Origin of the sequence: Alkalimonas sp. NCh-2, assembly GCF_039631345.1 — a bacterium.
Classification (GTDB): domain Bacteria; phylum Pseudomonadota; class Gammaproteobacteria; order Enterobacterales; family Alteromonadaceae; genus Alkalimonas; species Alkalimonas mucilaginosa.
In genome coordinates this window covers 40,388-65,756 of the sequence record NZ_JBDIUV010000002.1, presented here as the reverse complement: position 1 = coordinate 65,756, position 25,369 = coordinate 40,388, and the positions used below count along the sequence as shown (strand labels likewise).

The 25,369-nt window shown below is 50.8% G+C and carries 21 protein-coding genes and 1 other RNA gene; 12 read left to right on the top strand and 10 right to left on the bottom strand.

Features of this window, described 5'->3' with window-relative positions; genetic code table 11:
• The first annotated feature begins 10 nt into the window (after positions 1 to 10).
• Positions 11 to 370 (top strand): outer membrane protein assembly factor BamE, encoded by a 360-nt coding sequence (gene bamE / locus ABC502_RS05600; protein WP_345915176.1) that lies wholly within the window; start codon positions 11 to 13, stop codon positions 368 to 370.
• Positions 371 to 458: 88 nt separating this feature from the next.
• Here bamE and ABC502_RS05595 read toward each other — a convergent pair whose 3' ends face one another.
• The gene (locus ABC502_RS05595; RefSeq protein WP_330086065.1) at positions 459 to 809 is read right to left on the bottom strand and encodes an RnfH family protein; all 351 of its coding nucleotides are present in this window, start codon (positions 807 to 809) and stop codon (positions 459 to 461) included.
• Positions 802 to 1,245 carry a type II toxin-antitoxin system RatA family toxin gene (locus tag ABC502_RS05590; RefSeq protein ID WP_330086064.1) on the bottom strand — a complete coding sequence of 148 codons (444 nt, stop codon included), beginning with the start codon at positions 1,243 to 1,245 and terminating at the stop codon, positions 802 to 804. Before ABC502_RS05590 ends, ABC502_RS05595 begins: the two co-directional genes overlap by 8 nt.
• Positions 1,246 to 1,350: 105 nt before the next feature.
• Between ABC502_RS05590 and smpB the strand changes: the two genes are divergently transcribed.
• Positions 1,351 to 1,830, top strand: coding sequence for an SsrA-binding protein SmpB (gene smpB / locus ABC502_RS05585; RefSeq protein WP_330086063.1), 480 nt, complete (start codon positions 1,351 to 1,353; stop codon positions 1,828 to 1,830).
• A 156-nt stretch (positions 1,831 to 1,986) separates the two neighbouring features.
• Positions 1,987 to 2,347: a transfer-messenger RNA gene (ssrA, locus tag ABC502_RS05580) on the top strand.
• A gap of 71 nt (positions 2,348 to 2,418) precedes the next feature.
• Here ssrA and rlmM read toward each other — a convergent pair.
• Genes rlmM through mutY form a run of 6 tightly spaced genes read right to left on the bottom strand, consistent with a single transcriptional unit; the run spans position 2,419 to position 6,798 of the window.
• Positions 2,419 to 3,492 carry a 23S rRNA (cytidine(2498)-2'-O)-methyltransferase RlmM gene (rlmM, locus tag ABC502_RS05575; protein ID WP_345915175.1) on the bottom strand — a complete coding sequence of 358 codons (1,074 nt, stop codon included), beginning with the start codon at positions 3,490 to 3,492 and terminating at the stop codon, positions 2,419 to 2,421.
• Positions 3,489 to 3,863: a DUF423 domain-containing protein gene (locus ABC502_RS05570; RefSeq protein ID WP_330086061.1), complete on the bottom strand. Its 375-nt coding sequence runs from the start codon at positions 3,861 to 3,863 to the stop codon at positions 3,489 to 3,491. Before ABC502_RS05570 ends, rlmM begins: the two co-directional genes overlap by 4 nt.
• Positions 3,848 to 4,495, bottom strand: coding sequence for an alpha/beta family hydrolase (locus tag ABC502_RS05565; RefSeq protein WP_330086060.1), 648 nt, complete (start codon positions 4,493 to 4,495; stop codon positions 3,848 to 3,850). Before ABC502_RS05565 ends, ABC502_RS05570 begins: the two co-directional genes overlap by 16 nt.
• Positions 4,458 to 5,393, bottom strand: coding sequence for a transcriptional regulator GcvA (locus ABC502_RS05560; protein WP_345915173.1), 936 nt, complete (start codon positions 5,391 to 5,393; stop codon positions 4,458 to 4,460). The genes ABC502_RS05565 and ABC502_RS05560 overlap by 38 nt, the downstream gene beginning before the upstream one ends.
• A 42-nt stretch (positions 5,394 to 5,435) precedes the next feature.
• Entirely contained in the window at positions 5,436 to 5,708 is a 273-nt protein-coding gene (locus ABC502_RS05555) for an oxidative damage protection protein (RefSeq protein ID WP_345915172.1), read from the bottom strand.
• 49 nt (positions 5,709 to 5,757) lie between these two features.
• Positions 5,758 to 6,798, bottom strand: a complete 1,041-nt coding sequence (gene mutY, locus ABC502_RS05550; protein WP_330086057.1) for an A/G-specific adenine glycosylase — start codon at positions 6,796 to 6,798, stop codon at positions 5,758 to 5,760.
• 131 nt (positions 6,799 to 6,929) lie between these two features.
• On the opposite strand from mutY, the gene trmB reads away from it, so the two are divergent.
• Genes trmB through ABC502_RS05535 form a run of 3 tightly spaced genes read left to right on the top strand, consistent with a single transcriptional unit; the run spans position 6,930 to position 8,998 of the window.
• Positions 6,930 to 7,655 carry a tRNA (guanosine(46)-N7)-methyltransferase TrmB gene (gene trmB, locus ABC502_RS05545; protein ID WP_345915171.1) on the top strand — a complete coding sequence of 242 codons (726 nt, stop codon included), beginning with the start codon at positions 6,930 to 6,932 and terminating at the stop codon, positions 7,653 to 7,655.
• A gap of 1 nt (position 7,656) precedes the next feature.
• Positions 7,657 to 8,673, top strand: coding sequence for a methyltransferase (locus ABC502_RS05540; RefSeq protein ID WP_345915170.1), 1,017 nt, complete (start codon positions 7,657 to 7,659; stop codon positions 8,671 to 8,673).
• A gap of 4 nt (positions 8,674 to 8,677) precedes the next feature.
• The gene (locus ABC502_RS05535) at positions 8,678 to 8,998 is read left to right on the top strand and encodes a hypothetical protein (RefSeq protein ID WP_330086054.1); all 321 of its coding nucleotides are present in this window, start codon (positions 8,678 to 8,680) and stop codon (positions 8,996 to 8,998) included.
• On the opposite strand, the gene ABC502_RS05530 is transcribed toward ABC502_RS05535, so the two are convergent.
• A complete protein-coding gene (locus ABC502_RS05530; RefSeq protein ID WP_345915169.1) occupies positions 8,981 to 9,379 on the bottom strand; it encodes a DUF3293 domain-containing protein in 399 nt (132 codons plus the stop codon). The genes ABC502_RS05535 and ABC502_RS05530 overlap by 18 nt on opposite strands.
• Positions 9,380 to 9,510: 131 nt before the next feature.
• Between ABC502_RS05530 and ABC502_RS05525 the strand changes: the two genes are divergently transcribed.
• Entirely contained in the window at positions 9,511 to 11,130 is a 1,620-nt protein-coding gene (locus ABC502_RS05525; protein ID WP_345915168.1) for an ATP-binding protein, read from the top strand.
• Positions 11,131 to 11,324: 194 nt separating this feature from the next.
• A complete protein-coding gene (gene arcA, locus ABC502_RS05520) occupies positions 11,325 to 12,035 on the top strand; it encodes a two-component system response regulator ArcA (RefSeq protein WP_330086051.1) in 711 nt (236 codons plus the stop codon).
• Here the strand turns inward: arcA and ABC502_RS05515 are convergent, their stop codons facing one another.
• Positions 12,036 to 14,330, bottom strand: coding sequence for an ATP-binding protein (locus ABC502_RS05515; protein ID WP_330086050.1), 2,295 nt, complete (start codon positions 14,328 to 14,330; stop codon positions 12,036 to 12,038).
• Between the two features lie 420 nt (positions 14,331 to 14,750).
• Between ABC502_RS05515 and ABC502_RS05510 the strand changes: the two genes are divergently transcribed.
• The 4 genes from ABC502_RS05510 to gltB all read left to right on the top strand — a co-directional run bounded on the left by ABC502_RS05510 (position 14,751) and on the right by gltB (position 25,362).
• Positions 14,751 to 17,789: a TonB-dependent receptor gene (locus ABC502_RS05510; protein ID WP_345915167.1), complete on the top strand. Its 3,039-nt coding sequence runs from the start codon at positions 14,751 to 14,753 to the stop codon at positions 17,787 to 17,789.
• Positions 17,790 to 17,855: 66 nt separating this feature from the next.
• Entirely contained in the window at positions 17,856 to 19,346 is a 1,491-nt protein-coding gene (gene yfcC, locus ABC502_RS05505) for a putative basic amino acid antiporter YfcC (RefSeq protein WP_345915166.1), read from the top strand.
• Positions 19,347 to 19,356: 10 nt separating this feature from the next.
• Positions 19,357 to 20,538 (top strand): beta-aspartyl-peptidase, encoded by a 1,182-nt coding sequence (iadA, locus tag ABC502_RS05500; protein ID WP_345915165.1) that lies wholly within the window; start codon positions 19,357 to 19,359, stop codon positions 20,536 to 20,538.
• A gap of 360 nt (positions 20,539 to 20,898) precedes the next feature.
• Entirely contained in the window at positions 20,899 to 25,362 is a 4,464-nt protein-coding gene (gene gltB / locus ABC502_RS05495) for a glutamate synthase large subunit (RefSeq protein ID WP_345915164.1), read from the top strand.
• Positions 25,363 to 25,369: the final 7 nt, after the last annotated feature.

The window sequence follows — 25,369 nt, the reverse complement described above, 5'->3', positions numbered from 1 at the left end:
GGACAAGAAGATGAAAAGCATGAATGTAGTAGCAAAATGGCTGATTATCCTTAGCAGCGTGATCACCTTAAGTGCTTGCAGTAGCTGGATTTACCGGATTGATATCCCACAGGGCAATTACATGGAGCAACGCGACGTTGATAAGTTGCGGGTGCAAATGAGCAAAGAACAGGTACGCTTTGTGCTTGGCAACCCGGTGGCGCAAAATAGTTTTGATGACAATGTCTGGCATTATTATTACGCCATCCAGTACGGTAATGGCAATAAAATGGAACGTGCCTTAGTGGTCCATTTTGACGAAGGCCGGCTGGCAAAGGTCGAAGGTGATTTTGAGCTGTCGGAAGAGTTTGATACGCCGTTGGATAACTAAGCCCAGTGCTACAATCTACGCGAAAGAAACCGGCTGAATGCCGGTTTTTTGTTGGTTGAACAAATATTCTTTGCCGCGGAAGCAACTATTACGTTTCGCTCTCTTTAGCCGAGTTGAGTGGCCTGCCACCGGTGACCTGATTGGCACGCCCTTCCTGTTTGGCTTTTTCTGCCCGTTTGCGGCGCAGCTCCTTTGGATCAGCAATCAAGGGCCGGTACAATTCGATGCGATCCCCTGCTTTGAGTGGATCAGCTAGCTTTACTGCCCTGCTCCAGATCCCTACCTTCTGCGTTGCCAGCTCCAGCTCCGGATAAAGCTCCAAAATACCAGATAAGCGGATTGCTTGTTCGACACTGGCATCTGCCGGCACGGTCACCGTTAACAAGGATTGTTTGTCCGGTAAGGCATAAGCCACTTCAATGGTAATGCTGTCAGACATTCGGGGCTCCATACACCTGTTTTGCCCGCTCGGTAAAGGCATTGACCATGGCTGCAGTCAGCTCTTTAAAAATTTTGCCAAAGGCCAGTTCCACCAAACGACTGCTAAATTCAAATTCCAGTTTCAGTTCAACTTTGCAGGCATTGCTTTGCAGCTCGGTAAAGGTCCAGCCACCCTGCAGCTTTTTAAAAGGCCCATTCACCAGGCTCATCCCAATACGATGGGGTGCTTCCAACTGATTCAAGGTGGTAAAGGATTTGCCCAAGCCTGCTTTGCCAAGCTCTAGCTCGGCTTCCATTTGCGCTTCACTTTGGCGTACAATCCTGGCAGCTTTGCAACCGGGCAGAAACTCAGGGTAGCGACTAACGTCATTCACCAGATCAAACATCTGCTGCGCACTGTAAAATACCAATGCACTGCGCTCTATTTGTGGCATAGTCTTTCCTCGTACAAGCAAGTCGCAGATTGTAACAGAAAAGTTCGTACCAACAAGGCTTCGACCATAGCAAAGCAAGCATCGGATCCCGTATACTAGACAGCTATGACAAAAAAGAAACCGAAAACTCAAAGCAGTACCATCGCGCTGAATAAAAAAGCCCGCCATGAATATTTCCTCGAAGACAAGTTTGAGGCCGGTATCAGTTTGCAGGGATGGGAAGTAAAAAGTATTCGACTGGGCAAAGTAAACCTGTCGGACTCCTACGTCATTATCAAACAAGGCGAAGCCTATTTGTTTGGCGCGCAAATTCAGCCACTGAACAGTGCGTCCAGCCATGTGATTTGCGATCCGGAGCGCAGCCGTAAACTGCTGCTAAAAAAACGCGAGCTGGCCAAACTGATTGGTTTGACCGAGCGCGATGGCTACACCTTGGTGGCAACCGCCATGTACTGGAAAGCCTGTTGGGTCAAAGTCGAATTCCACCTGGCTAAAGGTAAGAAGCACTTTGATAAACGCTCCGACTTAAAAGACAAAGACTGGGCGCGGGAAAAAGAGCGGATGATGAAACACACCCATCGTTAATTTCGCTTTGGGCTTGAAACTTTGACCGCAAGCCCTCATCTAACTAATAACGGGTTGAAATAACCCGCAATATACCGGCAGTATCTCTTGTACAGCTTGCGACAAGCCCGTACAATGCCGGTCACACGCTGAGTGGGCGTAATCACTACCGAATTCGGGGCTGATTCTGGATTCGACGGGATTCACGAACTCTTAGGTGCATGCCGAGGTGCGGTAGGCCTCGTAAAAAAACCGCAAACCAATAGTCGCAAACGACGAAAACTACGCAATCGCTGCCTAATAAGCAGTAGATAGCTCTCCCGCTCTTGCATGCCTGTAAGCAGAGGTAACGGGGGATCACCCTAAACAGGATCGCGTGGCGGCTTCGCCTGGAGCCAAGACGTTAAAACCAATCAGGCTCGCCCGACGATAGCCTGCCATTCGGCGCTCATAGGGTTAACTAAATGAATTGGCTAAGCATGTAGTACCGAGGATGTAGGTTTTTCGGACGGGGGTTCAACTCCCCCCAGCTCCACCAAACCAGAAGGCCAGCTCAATTGAGCTGGCTTTTTTTATTTAGCCTATGGAACCAAAACTGCGCGCATTGCACTAAGACTTGCGCTGAATATGCACCGTCACTTCTTCGCGGTCGTGGTACAGGTGCTTAGCCTGCAACTGATAGCGGATGCCGGCTTCGTGCAAACGCAGATGCACCTGTTCCAGCACCTGCTCCACCATCTCGTAGCGCTTTTTCATCGGCAGTTTCAGGTTAAAGATACTTTCCTGGCACCAGCCATTGCTCAGCCAATCGCACATCAGCATCGCCACCCGATCAGGTTTCTCTATCATATCGCACACCAGCCAGTAGACATTTTGCTTGGCCGGCTGGAATTTAAAGCCATCAACCTGCAGATGCTTGACCTGACCGGTTTCCATCAGCGCCGGATCCATCGGGCCATTGTCGATGGCGGTCACCATCATGCTGCGCCGCACCAGTTGGTAAGTCCAGCCCCCCGGGCTGGCTCCTAAATCCACCGCATTCATGCCAGACGCCAGCCGCTGCGGCCGCTCACTGGCCGGAATAAAGGTTAAAAAGGCCTCTTCCAGCTTTAAGGTACTGCGGCTGGGCGCATCCTTGGGCGACTTTAACCGCATAATGCCATTTTCCAGCGGGCTGTTATTTTTCGGATAGCTCAGCCCCAGCATGGCCTCACTGCCGGAGAGTAAGAACAAATGCAGGACCGGCTTATCATCCCGCTCTTTGGCCGTTAAAGCCCCCTGATTACGGAGCGCCAACCGCAGCGGCACCGTCAGTTTTCGAGCCAGTGTCGATAAAGTTTTGCCGTCATTGGTTTCCGGATATTCCACCCGCAGTTGACCGCAACCCTGTAGCTCATGGTTTGCCGCCGCCCCCAGCACGGTACTGACACGATCATGCGGCTGCAGCTCTAATAAAGGCTCCAGCAGCAAACACCACTGACGGGCAAACACCAATTGTGTTAAAGAAAAAGTGCGAAAGAAGTGCACCAGGGCTTCGCCATCATAGGCTTCAAAAATGACATAAGCACTGTGGTTGCTGAGCTTACAATAGCCAAACACATCGTGCTGAGCTGCTTTGTCCTGAATTTCAGCCGCACAGTCTTTTTCAAAACCAGAGCGACAGTAGAGCAATAATTGCTTCATGCGCGTTTCCCAAACCAGGGGCTGATGGCAAGCAGCAGCCAACCCAGGATCATTAATTGTCCACCTATAGGTGCTAACCGGCTAAAATGCAGTGGCAACAACCAGGCACCAGCCATTAAAGTGTATACAAAGAGCCAGCTACCCAAATGCCAACACAGCAAGGTAGCAGCAAGCAGTCGCCCAGCTGCGGGGCGGGCTGACACCGCCAGAATAGCCACTGTATGCAGCGCCAGCATCGACAGCGCACTGATCACCACGCTCAGTTCAGCAGCATCTAGTCGCTGTAAACCAAGGTGCATGGTAACAGCCGATAGCCCTACCACAGCCGCACCATACACAGCCGCCAGACTGAAGCTTATTTTATACAGCATAGTTTCTCCATCCAGCGCCGGGTCACCGCAGCCGCCTCCACGATCAGTTGCTCCTGGCTGTAGCCACTTTTTTTCCGAGGCTTAAAGCTGTGATCACCATCGTTCAGCCAATGCAAGGCGACAGACGGCCAATGCTGGCCTGCCATCTCCTGCTGATGACCAAAGGTATCGCGCTGACCTTGCAGGATCAACAAAGGTTTACTCAGTTCATTAAAATGCCCGGTACGATATTGCTGCTTACCCGGGGCGTGAAATGGATAGCCGTATGCCAGTACACCGGCCATTGGCAAGCTCGCATCAACAGCCAGCATGGAAGCAACCCGTCCCCCCATGGATTTACCCCCAATAAAAAGCGGCAGATCCGAAGGGCACTGCGCAAGCACATCCCGAAAGTCTTGCAGCAATACCGGCATAGGGTTTGGCGGTCGTTTTTTTTGCTCCACAACTTGCTGCTGCATGTACGGAAAATTGAAACGCCATACTTCGATATTCTGAGCCACCAAGGCACTCGTCAACCACTGCATAAAGTCGCTTTGCATGCCAGCACCTGCACCATGCGCCAACAACAGACGAGCTATTGGCTGCTGCGGACGCTCAATCAACGGCGACGGCATTGGTAAATTGCTGCTCATTAAATTGTTCCTGCTCTTGCTGCACTACAGCAGTTAACCATTGGCGAAAGGCGGTGATTTTTCCCAGGTCGGCCTGACTTTCCCGGCACACCAGGTAGTAGGCATCTTTGGACAAAAGCACATGATTAAAGAGCACCATTAAACGACCCGAGCTAATATCCGGACGGGCCAGTACATTATGCGCCAAAGCAACACCCTGGCCATGAATAGCGGCTTGCAATACCATGGAGGAGTGGCTAAAGATTGGCCCCTGATTGACGTTAAAGTGTTTGTAGCCCTGGCTGGCAAACCAGGATTTCCAGGCTTTGCGCGAGCCATCGTGCAACAGGTTATGAAAGCGCAAATCCGTGACTTCTGCTAACGGCTTGCCTGAGCTTAGCAGTAATGGCGAGCAAACCGGCAACAGATACTCAGCCTGCAGCTTGTCTGAGCGCAGATTACGCCAGTTGCCACGGCCATAGTAAACAGCTACATCCACATCATCCGTTAACGAGCCTTCGTCCTGATCGACCGCTTTAATGCGCACATCAATATCCGGATGCTGTTCACTAAACAAATTTAGCCTGGGTACCAGCCACTGAATGGCAAAGCTAGGCTGCATACTAACCGTTAGTGAGCCTTTAGCACCGCGCGCCAATAGCTTTTCGGTGGCATCGTGCAGTTGCAGGAAAATTTCCCGGATATCCTGAAAATACCCTTGCCCTTCTTCCGTCAGTAGCAAGGAGCGGTTTTTTCGTAAGAACAACTTCAGTCCCAGATGCTCTTCCAGTGCTTTAATTTGATGGCTGATAGCTGCCTGGGTTACAAACAGCTCTTCGGCGGCACGGGTAAAGCTCAGATGCCGGGCTGCCGATTCAAAAGCTTTTAAAGCATTCAGCGGGGGTAATCGTCGCGCCATGGCTTGGCCAGGTCTCCCATAAATCCGATGGAAAAAGCCGCATCAGCTTTTTGGCGGTGTATAGCCTTCAATAGCAACCTCTTTGCCTTCAAACAAGAAAGCTTTCATTTCAACTTCCAGTAGTTTGCGGTGCTCAGGGTCCATCATATTGAGCTTCTTCTCATTGATCAGCATGGTTTGCTTGGCTTGCCACAAAGTCCAGGCCTCTTTGCTGATCGAGTCAAAGATTTGTTTGCCCAACTCGCCCGGATACAACTGAAAATCCAGGCCGGCGGCTTCTTTTTTTAAATACTGACAATAAACAATACGTGACATCACAACGCCTCTTCAGCTGTCTTAACCTGCTAGTTCCACTTAGTTTATCTTAATCCAGATCAGATTGCTTTAACTGCTGTTCAATCCACTTCCGAATGGGGGCCGGCAAGGCAATGTTGGCCAGTTGCCGACTGGCATACCAGCCATGCTGCGCTGTCTCTTGCACCTGCAATTGTGGCTGCCAGATGGTCGCATCCAACTGATAGTGACTGAACTGGTGACGAAAGCTGCCTATCGGCTTAGCCTGTTGCAACAGCGGGTGCTCCGGTTCCACCTCTGGCAAGGTTAGTAACGAAGACCAAATGCCTTTATCCGGCCGCTGCTCCAGCAACAACTGACCTTGCTGTTGTACCCATAGAAAATGGCCCTGCCGGCTCGGCTTAGCTTTTTTCGGCTTTGGCATTGGAAATTGTTCTACTTGCTGCAACGCATAGGCCTGGCAACCAGACTGTAACGGACAACTGTCGCAATCAGGCTGACGGGCCGTGCAAAGCGTAGCCCCTAAATCCAATAATCCCTGGGCAAAGCGGCGGTTGTGCTGTGTTGGAGTTAACTGTTCGGCCAATTGCCATAGCTGCTTTTCCAGCCGGCTCTGGCCGGCATAGCCTTCTAAGGCAAACAAACGGCAAAATAACCGGCGTACATTGCCATCGACAATTGGACCATAACTGTCGTAGGCAAAGGATAGAATAGCGCCGGCGGTATAGCGGCCAATTCCGGGTATTTGCTGTAAGCTGTGCAGATCATCAGGGAAGCTGCCACGTGCAGCAATGGCCTGCGCTGCCTTGTGCAGATTACGGGCCCGGGCATAATAACCAAGCCCCTGCCATAGCCCCATCACTTCGTCTTGCCCGGCCATGGCCAAAGCCTCAATGGTTGGGAAGCGCTGTAACCAACGCTCAAAATAGGGGATTACGGTTGCAACCTGGGTTTGCTGCAGCATCAACTCGGAAACCAGCACCTTGTAAGGCGTAATATCAAGCTGCCAGGGCAAGTCATGCCGCCCTTGCTGCTGTTGCCAGCCAATCACCAAAGCGGCAAACCGCCCGGCACCAAACGGATGAACATCGGATAAATCAGTACTCTGCACACAGCCTCCATAGTATTGCCCGCTAGTATACCCCAGCCCGGTAAAGCCCGGCTATGGTGGAAAAAAGCGGGTTGAGCTTCTGCTTCAGAACACCGATAATACGCGCCCTTATTGAAATGCCGGAGCCCGCCATGAGCGAACAGCCAACTACAGCCGCTGACGAAAGCGCAGAAACCACCTCTTATATGCGTAAAATTCGTAGCTTTGTGCTGCGGGAAGGTCGCTTAACCAAGGCACAAAAGCTGGCGCTGGAGCAGCATTGGCCTACCCTGGGCGTTGATTACCAGCCCGAGCTGCTGGATTTAGCTGCTTTGTTTGGTCGCCAGGCCGATACAGTATTGGAAATCGGTTTTGGCATGGGTAAGTCCCTGGTACAAATGGCAGCCGCCGCTCCGGAAAAAAACTTTATCGGTATTGAAGTACACCGCCCAGGTGTTGGCGCCTGCCTGGCCGATGCTGCAACAGCCGACATCAGCAACTTGCGGGTTTTTCAACACGATGCCGTCGAAGTTTTGGCCCAAATGATCCCAGATCACAGCCTGGCCACTATCCAGTTATTTTTTCCGGATCCCTGGCCGAAGAAAAAACACCACAAACGCCGAATTGTCCAAGCCGACTTTGTGCAGCAACTGCGACACAAGCTTGCCATAGGTGGCGTTTTTCACATGGCAACCGATTGGCAGCATTACGCCGAACATATGCTGGAAGTCATGCAGGCGGCAGAAGGTTTTAGCAACCTGTCGGCCAGCGGCGATTATGTCGAGCGCCCGGCGCATCGCCCAATCACCAAGTTTGAGCTGCGCGGTAAAAAGCTTGGTCATGGTGTCTGGGATCTGATGTTTAAGCGGGAGCACTAAGATGTTAAGTTCTGCCAGCCAGATGCTGCTGCGTAACCTGGCCGATTTAGCCGGCTCCAGCCTGTTGATGGAACCACCTCTGGACCAACTGGCTGGCCAGTTGCCCGCCAGCTGGCGTCAACAGGTTGCTGTATTCAGCAGCCAGGTAACTGTAGCCTCACGCTGGCAACAGGCCGGCTACCGCTGTAGTACAGGGCTTAAACCTGACTTTCCTGAGCGCTTTCAGACAGCCGTACTGTTTTACCCGAAAAGTAAAGAGCAACTGACTTTAATGCTGCAGCAGTTGCAACCGATGCTGGCTGAAAATGCTGATATTTTTGTAGTAGGTGACAATAAAAGCGGTATCAAGACACTGCCCAAACAGCTACAAAACAGCGGGCTTAGCGCCCATAAACTGGACAATGCCCGCCATGCGCTCTGGTTTGTAGTCAATGGTCGCCCGGCAGACTGCGCTATCAAAGCCCAAACCTTTGATGTCACAGTAAATAGTATTCAATTGCGCATGCACTCCTACCCTGGAGTATTCAACCATGGCAGCCTGGATCAAGGCACTGCCTTATTGCTGCGACATCTGACACACATTCAATCTGGCAAGGTGCTGGACTTTGCCTGCGGCTCCGGTGTAATCGGGGCTTACCTAAAAGCAAGCCAGCCGGCAATTGAGCTGTATGCCTCCGATGTCAGTACACTGGCTACTGCCGCGACGGAAGCGACCCTGGCAGCCAACCAGCTGTCTGGTACCGTGCTGGCGGCAGATGGTTTGCCAGAAGCTCCTGCTCAATTTGAGCATATTGTCAGCAACCCGCCCTTTCACACCGGCCAAAAAACAGACTACAGCATTGCTGAAAGCTTTATTCGCGCTTGTCCCGACAGGTTAGTACTAGGGGGCAGCCTGACCTTGGTTGCCAACAATCATTTGCCTTACCAGAGCTGGCTGCAGGAAAGCTTTGGCCATTGTACTATACTGGCACAGGAGCATGGGTTTACCATTTACCAGTGTTTGAAAACGAGGAAATAACGCTATGGCTGTTAGGGCAGTATTGCTGGGGGCAGGGCTGTATGGGCTGATTTTCTCAGCCGTTGCCACAACGGGAACGGAAACTTGCCTGCAACAGCCTAACCGAACCACCCCTTGCCCGCATCAGCTGTATCGGCTGATGCATTTGCCGGATCAGCCAACGGCTGGAGTCCGCTGCATCTGTGTAACCGATTTTCAGCCATTTTTACAACAACCGGGATCGGAAGTGGCACAAATCCGTCAACGCATGGACAGGCGGCAACTGGAAGCACAACTGGGTATGGAGCTGGAACCCATACTGCGTATATTACGACGCGAGGATTAAACGTTGCTCAAACTGCCCCAAAGCTATGGGCTCTGCTTGCAGCAAAACAGGCAGTAACCACAGCTCCCCCTGTTCGACCCAGTAGATAGCATTTTGCTGCCAGGCCAAAGCATATTGTAACGCCTGCGCCCGGCTACAAAATACTGCCCAGCTGGCCTCCTGAAATGTCAAGTCGACCGATGCACCTATGATCTGGCGGTAACGTAGCGAGGTGTCGTGCAGGCATGCTGCAAATGCCATATTACGGCAGTGATTTAAACCGGGCTCCGCAAGCTTACCGGCGGGATTAGCCACACTGATGATGGAAAAACTATTTTCAGCGGTAAAAGGTTGATAACTGATAAATACAACATTCTGATAAAGTTGCCACAGGTCCATCATTGCGCCATCACTCCGAATGCAGGCCCCAGCTAAAAAAGCAGAGTACCGGTTTGCGTAATTGTGGTTTTCTGCATAACATCATAGTCAGGTAAATACTAGCATCCCATGCTGGCCTTGGATATGACAACTCTATGATGCAAAGAACTTTTTCAATAAAAGGTATGCTCATTGGCATTGTGATGCTGATCTGCAGCCTGACATTAATTGCATCACTTGTTATATCCGGCTTACACGATATCAATACCCAACATAAGAAGCTACAGCATCAGTTGCAGGCGTATGCCACCATCATCGCAAACAGTACCTCATCGGGACTGTATCATAAAGACAGCGATGCGTTGGAGCGCCAGTTAAAAGCATTTGCAGCCGTGCCAACCATCAATAATATTCATATTTATCGTATGGATCCTGACAGCCAGGAGCCATTTTTTTTTACCAGCTACAACAGGCAAACCGTTGGCCCGCATCCAACCCAATTTCATCGGATTGAGCAACTGCAGTCGCTGGTTCAAAGCCCGCATTATCTTGAGATGATGGTGCCTATTGAGCATTTGCAGCAAGTGATAGGTTATGCCTACCTCAGAGCAAATAAAGCCGAGTTATCCGGTTATACCCAAAACCGGGTTTTAACCGATATCATCATTGCAACTCTGGCACTTTTAAGCGCATTTGTTGCAGCTAACCGGTTGCAGCTCTGGCTGACCAAACCAATAGAAACCTTATTGCTTCAGGTGCAAAACATCACCAAAACGCAGGATTTCAGCATACGGGCACCAGAAACAAATTTAGATGAAATCGAATCCTTTAGTAAAGCTCTGAATCTGATGTTGGAAAAGATTGAACGTCAATTTGACAAGTTACAAAGTGCCGAGCAGGAAATACGTAAATTGAACCTAAGCCTGGAACAAAAAATTTCTGAACGTACTCAGGCATTAAAAGAGTCAAATCAGGAGCTGCTGAATACGTTGGAAACCCTGCATCAGTATCAGAGCCAAATTGTCGAAACAGAGAAAATGTCCAGTCTGGGCCAAATGGTTGCGGGTATTGCCCATGAAGTGAATACCCCCATAGGCCTTGGTATTACGGCCTCGACCTTGTTGCAGGACCGATTGAAAGTCATTGAACAAAAATTCCAGGATAAACAATTAACCTCTACTCAGTTAAACCGCTTTCTGGCGGAGTCTCATGAAAACCTGGGCATTGTTTATCGTAATCTGGAACGGGCAGCCAGCCTGATCCGTAGCTTTAAACAAGTCGCAGTAGATCAATCCAGTGATAGTGCCCGCGAGTTTAATATGCTGCAACTCATTCAGGAGGTACTGCTGTCCCTGCGACCCAACCTGAAAAAAACAGAGCATGAAGTCATCATTAATTGCGCTGATGATCTGTGGCTTGAGAGCAAACCGGGGCCTATCAATCAAATCTTAATTAATCTGATTATGAATAGCCTGATCCACGCTTTTGCCGATGGTGTACAAGGAAAAATTATTATCACCGTTGCCATAGAGAACAATCACTGCCAATTAATGTATCAGGATAATGGCGCTGGGGTACCAGAGCAAATTCGCAAGCGTATCTTTGATCCTTTTGTCACCACCAAACGTGGCGAGGGTGGCAGCGGTTTAGGCTTGCATTTAGTCTACAACCTGGTGACTCAGGCATTGCGAGGCAAAATTCAATTGGAAAGCTCAATTGGCGAAGGTGTGCACGTTTTTATTGAGTTCCCTGTACTGATTAGAAAAAATAAATAATTATAACTTACTGATTTAAAATGACTATACACCCAAAGAATGGCCCAATTATTTAGAAGCGCTAAATGTTAACAAAACCACTTGTTAACAAAGGGAAGTAAAGCTATAATTGAACACTAATTGACAATGTTCTGTCATATCAAAGCATCGCATTGAGTCATTAATTTAAACACAGTTCACATAAGGTTAATTGTATGCAGACCCCTGTCGTTCTAATAGTTGAAGATGAAGAAGTTACCCGCTTAAACCTGGTCAGCCTGTTTCAGGGTGAAGGCTACGATGTAATTGAAGCCATCAACGGTGAAGAAATGAACCAGCGACTGGCTGACAATAAAGTCAACCTGATCGTTATGGATATTAATCTGCCAGGCAAAAATGGCTTGATCTTGGCCCGTGAGTTACGCCAGAAAGAAAAAATTGGTCTGATTTTCCTGACAGGCCGCGACAGTGAAGTTGATCGCATCCTTGGCCTGGAAATCGGTGCCGATGATTATCTGACCAAGCCATTCAATCCACGCGAGCTGACCATTCGGGCGCGTAACCTGTTAAACCGCACGGTTGCCCAGCCGGTCGTGGAAGAGCACAAAAGTGTTGTAACCTTCAATGGTTGGACCCTGGATGAAAACAGCCGTAACCTGACATCGCCCAAAGGTGAGTCACGTCGCTTACCAAAAGGCGAATACCGCGCTCTGCGTCTGATGCTGGATACTCCGGGAAAAATCTTTACCCGGGAGCAATTGATCCGCCATATGACCGGTCGTGAGTTACGCCCGAATGATCGTACTGTGGATGTCACCATCCGCCGCATTCGTAAGCACTTTGAAACGGATATGGATACACCAGAGTTAATCAGCACCATCCATGGTGAAGGCTACCGCTTTGTTGGTAACATCGACAAAGACTAATTAGCTGTGCTGTTCCAGGTAATCGTACAGAGCGGCCAAGTGCCGCTCTGTTGTTAAATGAAAGTCTACCAACTGGCGTTCAAGCTGAGGCCAGTTCGGCTCAGTCAGAGCCTCATACTTCTTCGCTTGTCGTTGTACCCACTGCAAACCAACCGAAGCAGCAGCACCTTTTAAGGTATGAGCTGCATCCTGAAATTGTTCCAGATCCTGATGCACGGCTTCTTCCAGCATTTTATTGATGTAGCCTGGCAAGAGTTGGGCAAATAGCTTAGCACTACGCAGCATGGTCTCTTTGCCAAGAGAGTTCATATAGTCATCAAGGATAGCCAGATCCAGCATATAATCCGAGTCGTATACCGGCTTTGCAGAGGCTGTTTTCACCGCACTGGGCGAAAACAGCTGGGCAAGTAATTGATCAAGGTTATTGGTGTTGATAGGTTTAGCTAAGGAACCATCGATACGGATCCCATTTAACTGTTCTTCTGCTTTGCGAACATTGGCACTTAACACCACAATAGGAATATTTTTTAAATGCATTTCCTGGCGCATAATGCGGGCAATTTGGTCACCGGTCATATCCGGCAACTGCATGTCCAGCAACACCAGATCCAGATCATCTTCAGTTTCCAGTAATGCTAGCGCATCTTCGCCAGTTTCAGCATGAATTACAGTATGCCCGCGTTGTTCAAGTAAACTTATGGCAATATCTGCATTCAAAGGCACATCCTCCACCAACAAAATCGTAAGCTCAGGACAATCAATCCGCTCTTGCTCCGGGCGGCTTGCCATCCGGGTTGGTAACAGAATCTCGAAACAACTGCCCTCACCTACTTTACTTTGCAAACTGAGTTGTCCTTCCATCGCTTCCACCAAAGCTTTGGACACCGACAAGCCAATGCCAGAACCCACCACACTTAACCGCCGGCCATCGCTTGATTTATAATACATATCAAAGATGCGGGACTGTTCATGCAGGCTGATCCCTATGCCGGTATCTATCACTTGCAACAGCAACTGGTTGGTTTCATGTTGCAACAGCTCACAATAAAGGCGGATTTTTCCCTGACTGGTAAATTTAACGGCATTATTAATCAGGTTCCATAACACCTGACGAACCCGGGTTGGATCCAGCTGCAAATAGCAATCTGCCGGTATCTGCGCGTCCAGCTCAAATTCCAGTCCTTTTTGTTGGCAAATCAACTCTGCGAAATTCTGAATATCAATAACGAAGCTGTTTAATTCAACGCTCTGATATAAGATATCAAGATCTTGCCGATCAATTTTATCCAGATCGATAATATCGTTAAAAATATTACCCAGAGTTTCAGCACTGGTAAAAATAGTCTGCCCCCAGCTACGCTGCACTTCAGTCAAGTCGCTGTCGAGCAAGCGCCTGGTCAAGCCTACAATGCCATTTAAAGGAGTGCGCAGCTCATGACTTAAGGTAGCAATAAATTTTCCTTTATCCTGATAGGCTTTCTCCAAAGCCTGTTCGGCAAGTTTACGCGATGTAATATCCCGACCAAATCCAAGTAAACCTATGTAACGCCCTTGCTTATCGAAAAATGGTACTTTCCGCATTTCAAACCAGAGGCTCTGACCTTTACTATCGGTAAATTCAACATCGAGAATAAGCTCAGATTGTTGTGCCGTTACTTCATGATCACTCAAAATCGCAGAAGGTGCGCTATCGTCGTTGAAAATATCCGAGGGGTGCTTACCTAGCAAGGCACTGGAGGATTTGCCCATAATGGCTTCAAACATTTTATTGAAGAATGCAAAGCGTCCGGTTTCATCCCGGTAGTAGAATAAATCGGGCGAACTATCCACAATAGAGCGGATCAACAACGTTTGCTCTTCCAGCTCTTGCTGTGCTTTCTTTCGCTCTAAAATCTCTTTTCGTAACTCATCAATGGCTCGCCGCTTCGCCTGAAACGCTTTTTTACGTTCTTCTATTTCAAAATTTAACTGACGAATATTTTCCTGCAAATGCTGATTCAAAACTTTTTCCTGATGACTGGAGTCCTCCAGGTACAAGAGCGTAGCATCCAGTTGTTCAATCAGATAAAACACCAAGGCCAGCACCAGAGGTCCTAGCAGCATCGCCAACAAAAGCACAGCATGAACGGTATCCCAGTGAATGCGGGACTCCAGCAAAAAAGATATCCCCAGTGCAAGCAATACTGCCGCCATCACCACAAACAACTGCACCAACGCCATCAGCTTCAACCAGCCCCACTGACGCAAGCGTATTGCCAGTCCTTTCACCATCGGGTGAACAGGTTCAACTGCCATAGAGGCCTCTTTTGATTTTATGTACTGACTTCATGGCTTCATTTTATTGGTTATCGGATGGGATTGGGCTGTTTTTGTGATTATTTTTTATCGTCGCCTAGAGTATCCTGTATTGACTTCCTTGCCAATTAGAGATAAACCTATAGGACAGTATTTGACGCATTTTTGTTCCAGGGTAGCGATATGCTGAAAAAAGCCGTACAGCTTAGTTCATATCACTATTCGTCTTACTACCTCTCTGAGTGGTTTAACGAATAGCACAACCGGTCAGCCTTTGACCGGCAGGTGTTATTGGTTCCTGCCCACTAAATTTTACCTATATTAACAATAAAATTTTCGACGCCAGTCGCTTGTCTGCCTGTGTATTGCTATACCGGTCAGTCGTTGTGTCTGGTGCTCGAGCAGCACAGGTGTAACATCATGCGTAAAATCTCTGTATTAGCAACAGCTATTGCTTCAGCTCTGGTTTCAGGCTCCTTGTTTGCTGATGAGCAAACCATCGGCGAAGCAAAGGTTGAACGAATTGAAGTCACCGGCTCCCGTATCCGTGGGGTCGATCTGGAAGGTACTCAGCCTTTGGTAGTGATTTCCAATGAGGATATTAAAAACTCTGGTGCCAGCGATATTTATGAATTGCTGCGTGATCTCGGACAGGTACGTGGCGGTAGCGGTACCTTCTCCACATCTGAAAGTGGCGCCACCTCCACCTCCACCCCTGGTGGCCAGGCTGCCGCGTCATTGCGTGGTCTTGGCCCGGCTTCGACGCTGACTCTGATCAATGGTCGCCGGGTGGCAGCCTCTTCATTTGCGGCTGGCACCCAGAACTTTGTCGATATCAACAGCATTCCCCTGGCTGCCATTGAGCGGGTTGAAATACTGGCCACCGGTGCATCCGCCATTTACGGTGCTGATGCAGTAGCCGGTGTTATCAACTACATTTTAAAAAGTGATTACGACGGCGCTGAGCTAAACCTGAGCTATGGCAACAGCACCGCTTCGAGCAATGATGGCCGAGCCAATGTTAACTTTGTAATCGGCCGTCAGGTCGCTGGCGGTAACCTGACCGTTTTTGCGGATTACTTTGACCGTAAAATGCTGACCGCGCAGGATCGCAGTTTTACCCGTGATCCGGCACTGGTCAGCAACTATTCGTATTTACCCAAGCTACAGGACGGCGCAAATATTTATTACACTTACATTGGCCGCATAGGGCCCGGCGGCTACTTTCAACCTCGGGGAGCAGGCGATCAATACGAAGTAAATCCTCGCTGTAGCAATGAGCTGACAGAAACTGAGCTTGATGAACTAATTTGTGCATACTACCCAAATCAGGATGATGTTCTGACATCTCCTTTCAAAAGCGCTTCCGCTGGTTTTATGTTCAATGTTGAACTAGGCAAAGTGCGTTGGAGCACCGACTTTTTCTTTAGTGAAACAAAGTCTTCTGCGTTTTCAAGCCCAGCTCCCATCGACCAGGTGAACGATGCGGAAGGGCCCATGGCTCACTTGTCAACTTTGGATATCTTTCGTGACACCAATGGCGCTTTCTTTATGCCAGCCATCAACCCAGACTTTTTAGCCGGTGTTGCTGGAGCTCCTAAATACATTGCTACTGAAGACTTTGATCTGGTCTGGGATGACTTCTTCGACACCCCTATCCACGATCGCTGGGTTGGTTATGGCCTTGGTTTTGATGCGCGCTTTAATGATCCTCGTACTATTGATATCAGATCCAGATCCTTCCGATTGGTTAGTGGACTGCAAGGCGAAGTCGGCCACTGGGATTGGGAAACTGCACTTACCTATTCCCGCTCAAGCTCGAATCAAGAGGCCAGCCGGGGCATCTACAACCGCTACAAACTCCATGCTGCTTTAGGTGGTGAGCTTTGCTCAGATGGACAAATTTCCAGTTACAATGCCGATACCGACACCCTGAGTTGCAGCGGAGGAGCCGAGCTGCTCGGTTATTTCAATCCATTCCTGGTCGGTGATGCCACCAATGATGCCCAGCTTGCTCTGGCACAAGAGGTGCCAACCCGTAAAGGATTAAGCACGGTATTAGGCTGGGATGCTCGCTTCAGTGGCGAATTGTTTGAAGTGCAACACGGCTTTGTCAGCGCAGCACTTGGCCTGGAGTTGCGCCGGGAAAAAATTACCGATACGCCATCGCTGAATGCCAGAGCACGCTTTGAAAATGACTACCTGGTCGATGTATTTGGTTTTGGTTCCAGTTTGTCTGCTGCCAGCCGTAACCAAGCAGCGGCTTTTGCCGAAATCTATGCGCCACTGGCCGAGCGGGTTGAGCTGCTTGCAGCCGGTCGCTACGATCACTACAACGACTTTGGCGGTACTTTCAACCCGAAAGTAGGTCTGACCTGGCGTCCGGTCGATGAGCTTATCCTGCGTGGTTCCTGGGCCACCTCGTTCCGGGCTCCCTCATTGACTCAGGCCGGTGTACAACTTCGCACGACCACCGCCACTTACGATTGCTCTGCCAACCAAACCGTATCGGACTTGTACTGTGATGGTCAGAACTTTAGCAGCAGCCCCAATGTGCTCGAGCTGGGTAACCCGGACCTGCAAGCTGAAACATCTGAATCGATCAGTTTGGGACTAGCCTGGAGCCCAAGCCGCGATACCACCATCACCGTCGATTACTGGCAGTTTGATCACAAACGGCTGGTTGATACCGATATGACGGCCATGTTGGCCCGAACAATTACCGATGCATCTGTGCGTCATTGCGGCCTGGTCCCTCAAGGACAAACAGGCATTGCCTACACCCCATCTGTCTGCAATGTGACCGATGGGTCCGGTTTGCGTATTGATCAACAAGGTGCCAGCCTAAGTGAGATCCTGGCTGCATTTATCGAGGCGGTTGAGCCACGGGATAATGTTTTACCTTTGATGCGTGATCATGTGATTCAGTTAGAAAACGTTGGTAAGCAAGAGGTTAAAGGCCTGGATATCAGCTTTAAGCACACACTGGACTTTGCCGGCGGCCGTTTAGGCCTGGATATCGACTGGACCAACTACTTGTCGTTTAAGCGCAACAAAGCAGGCTCAGATGAAATTGAGTCGCTGGTTGGAACTTACCACTATCCCCGTAATATTGGTAGTGCCCGTGTCTCCTGGCGTAACGATGACTTATTTCTGGGGTTAACTGCACTCTATACCTCTTCCTACCAAGATGATATTGGCCGTTTGAGCCGTCGTAATATCTGGGAGCTGGAAGACTTAGGTGAGCTAGATGCTGATGGTAACCGTCAAGTAGCATCCTGGACCACCCTGCGGGCCAGCGTCGGCTACGACTTTGACAACGCCGCCATTAATCTGAGCATCGACAACTTGCTTGATCGGGACCCACCACGGGTATTCGGCAGCAGCCGTGGCTTTGATTCCATCAATCACAATGCCATGGGCCGCAGTTATCGTTTATCCTTTACTTACTTCTTCTAAGAAGCAATCTCAGGGGAGCTTTGCTCCCCTCCTTCTTTCCAACAGAACGATACAGGCTAATTCGTTATGAAAACCGCGGTGAAACAACCGGTCAACATGCCTGATGCTTTTGTGATCCTGTTTTTCGTGATGGTGCTGGCCGCAATTGCCAGTCATCTGATCCCGGCAGGCAGCTTTGGCATGCAGCAGGTAGAAGTTGAACAAAACGGCGAGATCGAGCTGCAACAACGCATCGTTCCGGCCAGCTTTGCACTGGACACCGGGCAACAACATGGCGTGCCCCTCTTCGCTGAAGGCGGTGGCATAGGCTTTTTAAATTATGCCTTTGAAGGCATGGTCTCTGGTTCCAAATGGGGCTCGGCGATTGGCGTGATTGCTTTTATTCTGCTGACAGGTGGCGCTTTTGGCATCATCATGCGTACCGGCGCCATCCACAACGGCATCCTGGCATTGATTGAGAAAACAAAAAACATGGAGGCGCTGTTTATCCCCATCATGTTTGTGCTGTTCTCGTTAGGTGGCGCTATCTTTGGTATGGGCGAGGAGGCGATTGCCTTTTGCATCGTGCTATTGCCGCTGATGTATGCCCTGGGCTACGATGCCATTACCACAGTGCTGGTGACCTATGTCGCGACTCAAATCGGCTTTGCCGCTTCCTGGATGAACCCTTTTAGTATTGCAATTGCTCAGGGGATTGCCGATATCCCTTTGATGTCCGGTGCAGAGTTTCGCTATGGGTTATGGCTGGTGCTCACGGTATTTGGTACCATCTTTACCATGCGCTACGCCAGCCGCATCAAAGCCAACCCCGAGCTGTCGCCCAGTTATGCCAGCGATGTGCAAGTGAAAGCACAGCAGCAAGGCAAGCAACAGGAACACAGTCATTACACCGGCGTGGATACGGTCATTTTACTGGCTTTCTTTGCTGGCCTTAGCTGGATCATTTGGGGTGTCACTACGCGTGGTTACTATATTCCGGAAATTGCCAGTCAGTTCTTTACCATTGGTTTAGTGGTAGCAGTACTGGGTATTTTAGGCGGCCGCTTAACCGTCAATGGTGCTGCGGATGCCTTTAAGCAAGGTGCCGCCGAGCTATTGCCTGCCGCCCTTATTGTTGGTATGGCCAAAGGCATCGTGTTAATTCTGGGCGGTGATAATCCGGAAACCCCGTCTGTCCTCAATACCCTGCTGCACTACTCCGGCCAGGCGCTGGGCGATTTACCAGCCTGGCTATCGGCCTGGTTTATGTTGGTACTGCAATCGGTATTTAACTTCTTTGTTGCCTCAGGCTCTGGTCAGGCAGCGCTGACCATGCCTTTGATTGCTCCTTTGGCAGATCTTGTCGGTCTCTCCCGACAGATTGCGGTGCTGGCTTTTCAGCTCGGCGATGGCCTGACCAACATTATTATCCCAACCTCAGCAGCACTGATTGGCTGTTTGGGGGTAGTACGGGTGGACTGGACCCTGTGGGCCCGCTTTGCCTGGAAACTGTATTTGTGGCTGTTCTTACTGGCCAGCCTGGCGATGCTGCTGGCTGTAGCAATCGGCTACCAATAACGAGGTGTCTGTGAACGGATTAATTTTATTTAAAGGAGCCGAAGTACTGGCTCCAGAGCCACTGGGTCAAAAGGATGTGCTGATTGCTGGTGGTAAAGTTCTGGCAATTGCTGAATCGTTATCGCTGGGTACCAGCAATGTACCGGTGACCGAAGTCGATGCCAGTGGGCATTATCTGGTGCCCGGCTTTGTCGACTCGCTGGTGCATTTTATTGGTGGCGGCGGTGAAGCAGGTTTTGCCAGCCGCACGCCGGAAATGCAACTGACCGATGCAACCTTAGGCGGTGTCACTACCGCTATTGGTGTGCTCGGCACCGATGCGACCACCCGCACCCTGACCAATCTGTTGGCCAAAGCCCATGCGCTGGAAGCCGAAGGTATCAGCACCTGGTGCCACACCGGCTCTTACGAGATCCCCTGCCGCACTCTGACAGGCAATATCACCGACGATTTAATCTTGATCGATAAGTTTATCGGTGTTGGTGAAATTGCCATCAGCGATCACCGCTCGTCACAGCCGACCATCAGCGAAATTCGCAAAGTGGCGGCAGCGGCCCGTGTAGGTGGCATTCTGTCAGGGAAAAGCGGTATTGTCAGCGTGCATATGGGGGCTGGCGACAGCATATTGCAGCCGATTCTTGATGCAGTCAGCGGCAGCGAACTGGAACTGACCCAGTTTTATCCCACCCATATGAACCGAAATCAGGCGGTGTTTGCAGCTGGCCTTGCTTATGCCAAACAAGGTGGCTATCTGGATTTTACCACCAGCACCACCGCCTATGACTTAGCCCATGGCGAAGTTGCCGCGGCCGAGGCGTTAGCACTCAGTCTGGCCGAAGGGATCCCGGTTCTGCAACTGACCATGAGCTCTGATGGCAATGCCAGCCTGCCGATTTACGATAAGAAAGGGACTATGCTGGGGCTGGAAGTTGGTCAGGTACAAACCTTGTATCAATCAGCCCGTCAGGCCGTGCAGCAATTTGATGTTGCTTTAACGGATGCCATTTGCAGCATTACCGCCTCCCCGGCCGATATTCTTGGCTTAAAGCACAAAGGGCGTATTGCCATGGGTAAAGACGCCGATTTGGTGCTACTGCGCCGGGACGATCTGGTGATTAACCAGGTCTGGGCCAAAGGCCGGCAAATGGTAGCCAATGCTAAAGCCGTGGTCAAAGGGACCTTTGAAGCCTAAACGCATAGTTTAAGAATAATTTGGCATTTACCAAAAGCTGCTTCGGCAGCTTTTTTTCAGTTTTCAGCACCATAGATAGCCGAAATAACCGCAATTCGTGTAATTTATTTTCACATTCAACTGCTTACTTTCTATACTTTAAGGTGCGAAAAGTCTGCTTGCTTTTTCACATCAAAGCCGGTATACCTATAGCTTGATATTATTTAGACGGCTAGACGCTCTAAGAGCTTTTACTCTAGAAACACTGAAAAGCTGAATGTATTTTGTTGTTTTATTTCAGTTTAACGCCGCGCACACAAATAGAATAAAAATTCATAAAATCTATATTTATATCCATTTGGACAAGTTTGGAGGTGTGTTATGGCGTTGTACCAACACGCACAAGCCCGGGAAAACTGCGGCTTTGGCCTGATCGCCCACTTAGAGGGAGTAGCCAGTCATAAGCTGGTGCGAACTGCCATCAATGGTTTGGACCGCATGCAGCATCGCGGCGGGATTTCCGCCGATGGCAAAACCGGCGATGGTTGCGGCCTCTTGATGCAAAAACCCGACAGTTTTTTTCGCGCTATTGCCGAAGAAAATGGCTGGAGCTTAGGCAAAAAATACGGCGTTGGCATGTTGTTTTTAAGCCAGGATCCGGACAAAGCGGCTTTTGCCCGCAAAGTGATTGAAGAAGAAGTGGGCCATGAAACCCTGAGCCTGGTGGGTTGGCGTAAGATGCCGATTGATGCATCCGTGCTAGGCCCTATTGCGTTGGACTCGATGCCACAAATTGAGCAGGTCTTTGTCAATGCCCAGCCCGGCTGGCGCAAGCGCGATCTGGAGCGCCGCCTGTATATGGTGCGCCGGCGCATTGAAAAACGGCTGGCCGATGACAACGATTTTTATATCCCCAGTTTTTCCTGCCTGGTGACGGTCTTTAAAGGCCTGATGATGCCAGCCGACTTGCCACGTTTTTATCTGGATCTGGCCGATATCCGGCTTGAAACCGCCATTTGCGTGTTCCATCAGCGCTTTTCCACCAATACCATGCCACGCTGGCCACTGGCGCAGCCGTTTCGCTTTTTGGCGCACAATGGCGAAATCAACACCATCAAAGGTAACCGTCAGTGGGCCCGTGCCCGCCAGTACAAATTTGGCTCGCCGCTGCTGCCTGATCTGCAGCAAGCCGCTCCTTTTGTCAAAGAAGACACCTCGGACTCCAGCTCACTGGATAATATGCTGGAGCTGTTTTTAGCCGGCGGCATGGATTTATTCCGCGCCATGCGCTTGCTGGTGCCACCCGCCTGGCAAGGTAACCGGGTGATGGACGATGATTTAAAAGCCTTTTACGAGTTTAACTCCATGCATATGGAGCCCTGGGATGGCCCGGCCGGTATCGTCATGACCAATGGCCGCCATGTCGCCTGTAACCTGGATCGCAATGGTCTGCGCCCGGCCCGCTTTGTCATTACCAAAGATCAGGTACTGACACTGGCCTCCGAAGTTGGGATCTGGGATTACAGCCCGGATGAAGTGCAGGAAAAAGGCCGGGTTGGCCCGGGCGAAATGCTGGCGGTCGATACTTACACCGGCAAGGTCTGGCGCTCCTGCGATATCGATGAAGATTTAAAGCAGCGCCATCCATACCGGGCCTGGCTGAATGAAAACGTGCAGCGCTTAATCCCCTATGAACAGTATGAGCTGGATCTGATTGGCAAGCGGGTGTTTGACGATGCCACCATGCAGGTCTACCACAAGCTGTTTAACTACAGCTACGAAGAAATCGATCAGGTGATGACGGTACTGGCCAAAGACGGTCAGGAGGCTGTCGGTTCGATGGGTGACGATACGCCGATGGCGGTGTTGTCGCAAAAGCCACGCACCCTGTTTGATTACTTCCGTCAGCAGTTTGCTCAGGTCACCAACCCGCCCATTGATCCGCTGCGGGAAAACCACGTGATGTCGCTCGCCACCAGCATTGGTCGTGAGCACAACGTATTCAGTGAAACCGCAGGATACGCCCGCCGCATTCAGTTTGAGTCGCCGGTGATGATGTACTCGGATCTCAAGCAGTTAAAAGCAGCTGACGACGAGTTCTATCGTCACCGCCAGTTCGCGCTGAACTTTGACCCAGAGCAGCAGACCCTGCAACAGGCGCTGGAAAGACTGTGCCAGGACGTAGTGACCGCAGTGCGTGAAGAGCAGGTGGTGCTGGTGATGTTATCCGATCGCGCCATTGCTCAGGGCAAGCTACCCATTCCTGCCGCCATGGCTGTCGGTGCTGTACAGCAAGCGCTGGTGAAAGCACAGCTGCGCTGCGACTCCAACATCATTGTTGAAACCGCCACTGCCCGCGATCCGCACCACTTTGCTGTGCTGGTAGGTCTGGGCGCCACTGGGGTCTACCCCTTTATGGCGTACGAAACCGTCGAGCAACTGGTGGAAAAAGGCGTGCTGAACTTAAGCGCCCGTCAGGCAGTACTGAATTACCGCAAAGGCATCAATAAAGGGCTGTACAAGATTATGTCGAAGATGGGGATCTCGACCATCGCCAGTTACCGCTGCTCCAACTTGTTTGAGATCATCGGCCTTGGCAACGACATTATGCAGCTGTGTTTTGCCGGCATCGACTCCCGCATTGGCGGCGCCAATTTCGACGACATTCAGCAGGATTTACAGCAACTGGCGCATGTCGCCTGGCTCAAGCGCAAACCACTGAATCACGGCGGCCTGCTGAAATACGTGCACGATGGTGAGTACCATGCCTACAACCCGGATGTGGTGCAAACCCTGCAACAGGCAGTGCGTAGTGGCGAGTACCGCGATTACCAGCGCTACAGCCAACTGGTAAATGAACGGCCTATTGCTCATATCCGCGATCTGCTGCGGATTAAGCCGGTGGATAAGCCACTGCCGCTGGAGCAGGTGGCGCCCGATAGCGAGCTGTACCCGCGCTTTGACAGTGCGGCCATGTCGATTGGCGCCTTAAGCCCGGAAGCGCATGAAGCCCTGGCCATTGCGATGAACCGGCTGGGTGGCCGCTCGAATTCCGGTGAAGGCGGTGAAGATCCACGCCGTTTTGGTACCGAGAAAAACTCCAAAATCAAGCAAATCGCCTCCGGCCGCTTTGGCGTGACGCCACATTACCTGGTCAATGCCGAAGTGCTGCAAATCAAAGTCGCTCAGGGCGCCAAGCCTGGTGAAGGCGGCCAGTTGCCGGGCGAAAAAGTCACCGCCGAAATCGCCCACCTGCGTTATTCGGTGCCTGGCGTGACCTTAATCTCACCCCCGCCGCATCACGATATCTACTCGATTGAAGATTTGGCGCAATTAATTTTCGATTTAAAGCAGGTCAACCCCAAAGCTCTGGTCTCAGTAAAACTGGTCTCTGAGCCTGGCATCGGCACCATTGCTACCGGCGTGGCCAAGGCCTATGCCGATTTGATTACGGTGTCCGGCTACGATGGTGGCACCGGTGCCAGCCCACTCACCTCGGTGAAATACGCTGGCAGCCCCTGGGAATTGGGTCTGGCTGAAGTGCATCAGGCACTGGTCGATAACGGCCTGCGCCACAAAGTACGGTTGCAGGTCGACGGTGGTCTGAAAACCGGCCTCGATGTGGTCAAAGCTGCGATTCTAGGCGCTGAAAGTTTTGGCTTTGGCACCGGCCCCATGGTAGCGCTTGGCTGCAAATTCCTGCGGATTTGCCATTTGAACAACTGCGCCACCGGGGTAGCGACGCAAGACAGTACCTTGCGCAAGAACCATTTCAATGGTTTACCAGAAATGGTGATGAACTACTTTACCTTCCTGGCGCGCGAAGTGCGTGAGCTGTTGGCACAACTTGGGGTCGAGAAACTGGAAGATTTAATCGGCCGCACCGACTTGTTGGAGCTGGTGGAACCGCAAACCCAGAAACAAAGCCGGTTGGATTTAAGCGAAATTCTAGAGTCCTCTGGCGTGCGCTCTGAAAAACCACTCTATTGCGTTGAGCCCAATACGCCTTTTGATGCCGGCGATCTGAACTTAAAGCTGGTGGAGCTACTGGGCGATGCGGTCAAGCGCAAGGCTGGCGGCAGTGTTCGGCTGCCCATTCGCAATACCGATCGCTCGGTTGGCGCTATGCTATCCGGCTTAATTGCCCGCCAGCACGGCAATCAGGGCATGGCGGTCGAGCCGGTGCAGGTCCGGTTAACCGGCACTGCCGGCCAGAGCTTTGGTGTCTGGAATGCCGGCGGCCTGCATTTATCCTTGCAAGGCGATGCCAACGATTATGTCGGTAAAGGCATGACTGGTGGCCAGATTTCGGTGTTCCCGCCCAAGGGCGTGGGCTATGCCAAAGAAGGTGCCACCATTATCGGCAACACCTGTTTGTATGGTGCCACCGGCGGACGGCTGTTTGCCGCTGGCAAAGCCGGTGAGCGCTTTGCCGTGCGCAACTCCGGTGCTATCGCTGTGGTGGAAGGTACCGGCGATAACTGCTGCGAATACATGACCGGCGGTGTGGTGGTGGTGCTGGGTGATACCGGTGTCAACTTTGGCGCTGGCATGACCGGGGGTTTTGCCTACCTGCTGGATGAGCAAAATGATCTGGAGCTGCGGGTCAATCCGGAGCTGGTCGAATGCCTGGATATCAGCATGCCGATTTTGCAGGAACACCTGCGCAGCCTGCTACACCAACACGTTGAACAAACTGGCAGTGAACTGGCGCACCAGATCCTGTCGGACTTTAAAACCTATTTACCCAAATTCCGTCTGGTCAAACCGAAAACCAGCGATGTACACACCCTGCTAGGTCACCGGGCTCGTTCTTCCGACGAGCTGCGTGTGCAAGCGATGTAAGGAGACG

Coding starts and splice junctions, on each gene's coding strand:
- rlmM (WP_345915175.1), bottom strand. CDS start 3,492: ATGAAGCAATTATTGCTCTACTGTCGCTCTGGTTTTGAAAAAGACTGT.
- ABC502_RS05510 (WP_345915167.1), top strand. CDS start 14,751: ATGCGTAAAATCTCTGTATTAGCAACAGCTATTGCTTCAGCTCTGGTT.
- yfcC (WP_345915166.1), top strand. CDS start 17,856: ATGAAAACCGCGGTGAAACAACCGGTCAACATGCCTGATGCTTTTGTG.
- trmB (WP_345915171.1), top strand. CDS start 6,930: ATGAGCGAACAGCCAACTACAGCCGCTGACGAAAGCGCAGAAACCACC.
- ABC502_RS05560 (WP_345915173.1), bottom strand. CDS start 5,393: ATGGCGCGACGATTACCCCCGCTGAATGCTTTAAAAGCTTTTGAATCG.
- ABC502_RS05540 (WP_345915170.1), top strand. CDS start 7,657: ATGTTAAGTTCTGCCAGCCAGATGCTGCTGCGTAACCTGGCCGATTTA.
- ABC502_RS05555 (WP_345915172.1), bottom strand. CDS start 5,708: ATGTCACGTATTGTTTATTGTCAGTATTTAAAAAAAGAAGCCGCCGGC.
- ABC502_RS05530 (WP_345915169.1), bottom strand. CDS start 9,379: ATGATGGACCTGTGGCAACTTTATCAGAATGTTGTATTTATCAGTTAT.
- ABC502_RS05515 (WP_330086050.1), bottom strand. CDS start 14,330: ATGGCAGTTGAACCTGTTCACCCGATGGTGAAAGGACTGGCAATACGC.
- arcA (WP_330086051.1), top strand. CDS start 11,325: ATGCAGACCCCTGTCGTTCTAATAGTTGAAGATGAAGAAGTTACCCGC.
- gltB (WP_345915164.1), top strand. CDS start 20,899: ATGGCGTTGTACCAACACGCACAAGCCCGGGAAAACTGCGGCTTTGGC.
- bamE (WP_345915176.1), top strand. CDS start 11: ATGAAAAGCATGAATGTAGTAGCAAAATGGCTGATTATCCTTAGCAGC.
- smpB (WP_330086063.1), top strand. CDS start 1,351: ATGACAAAAAAGAAACCGAAAACTCAAAGCAGTACCATCGCGCTGAAT.
- ABC502_RS05535 (WP_330086054.1), top strand. CDS start 8,678: ATGGCTGTTAGGGCAGTATTGCTGGGGGCAGGGCTGTATGGGCTGATT.
- ABC502_RS05595 (WP_330086065.1), bottom strand. CDS start 809: ATGTCTGACAGCATTACCATTGAAGTGGCTTATGCCTTACCGGACAAA.
- ABC502_RS05570 (WP_330086061.1), bottom strand. CDS start 3,863: ATGCTGTATAAAATAAGCTTCAGTCTGGCGGCTGTGTATGGTGCGGCT.
- ABC502_RS05525 (WP_345915168.1), top strand. CDS start 9,511: ATGATGCAAAGAACTTTTTCAATAAAAGGTATGCTCATTGGCATTGTG.
- ABC502_RS05565 (WP_330086060.1), bottom strand. CDS start 4,495: ATGAGCAGCAATTTACCAATGCCGTCGCCGTTGATTGAGCGTCCGCAG.
- ABC502_RS05590 (WP_330086064.1), bottom strand. CDS start 1,245: ATGCCACAAATAGAGCGCAGTGCATTGGTATTTTACAGTGCGCAGCAG.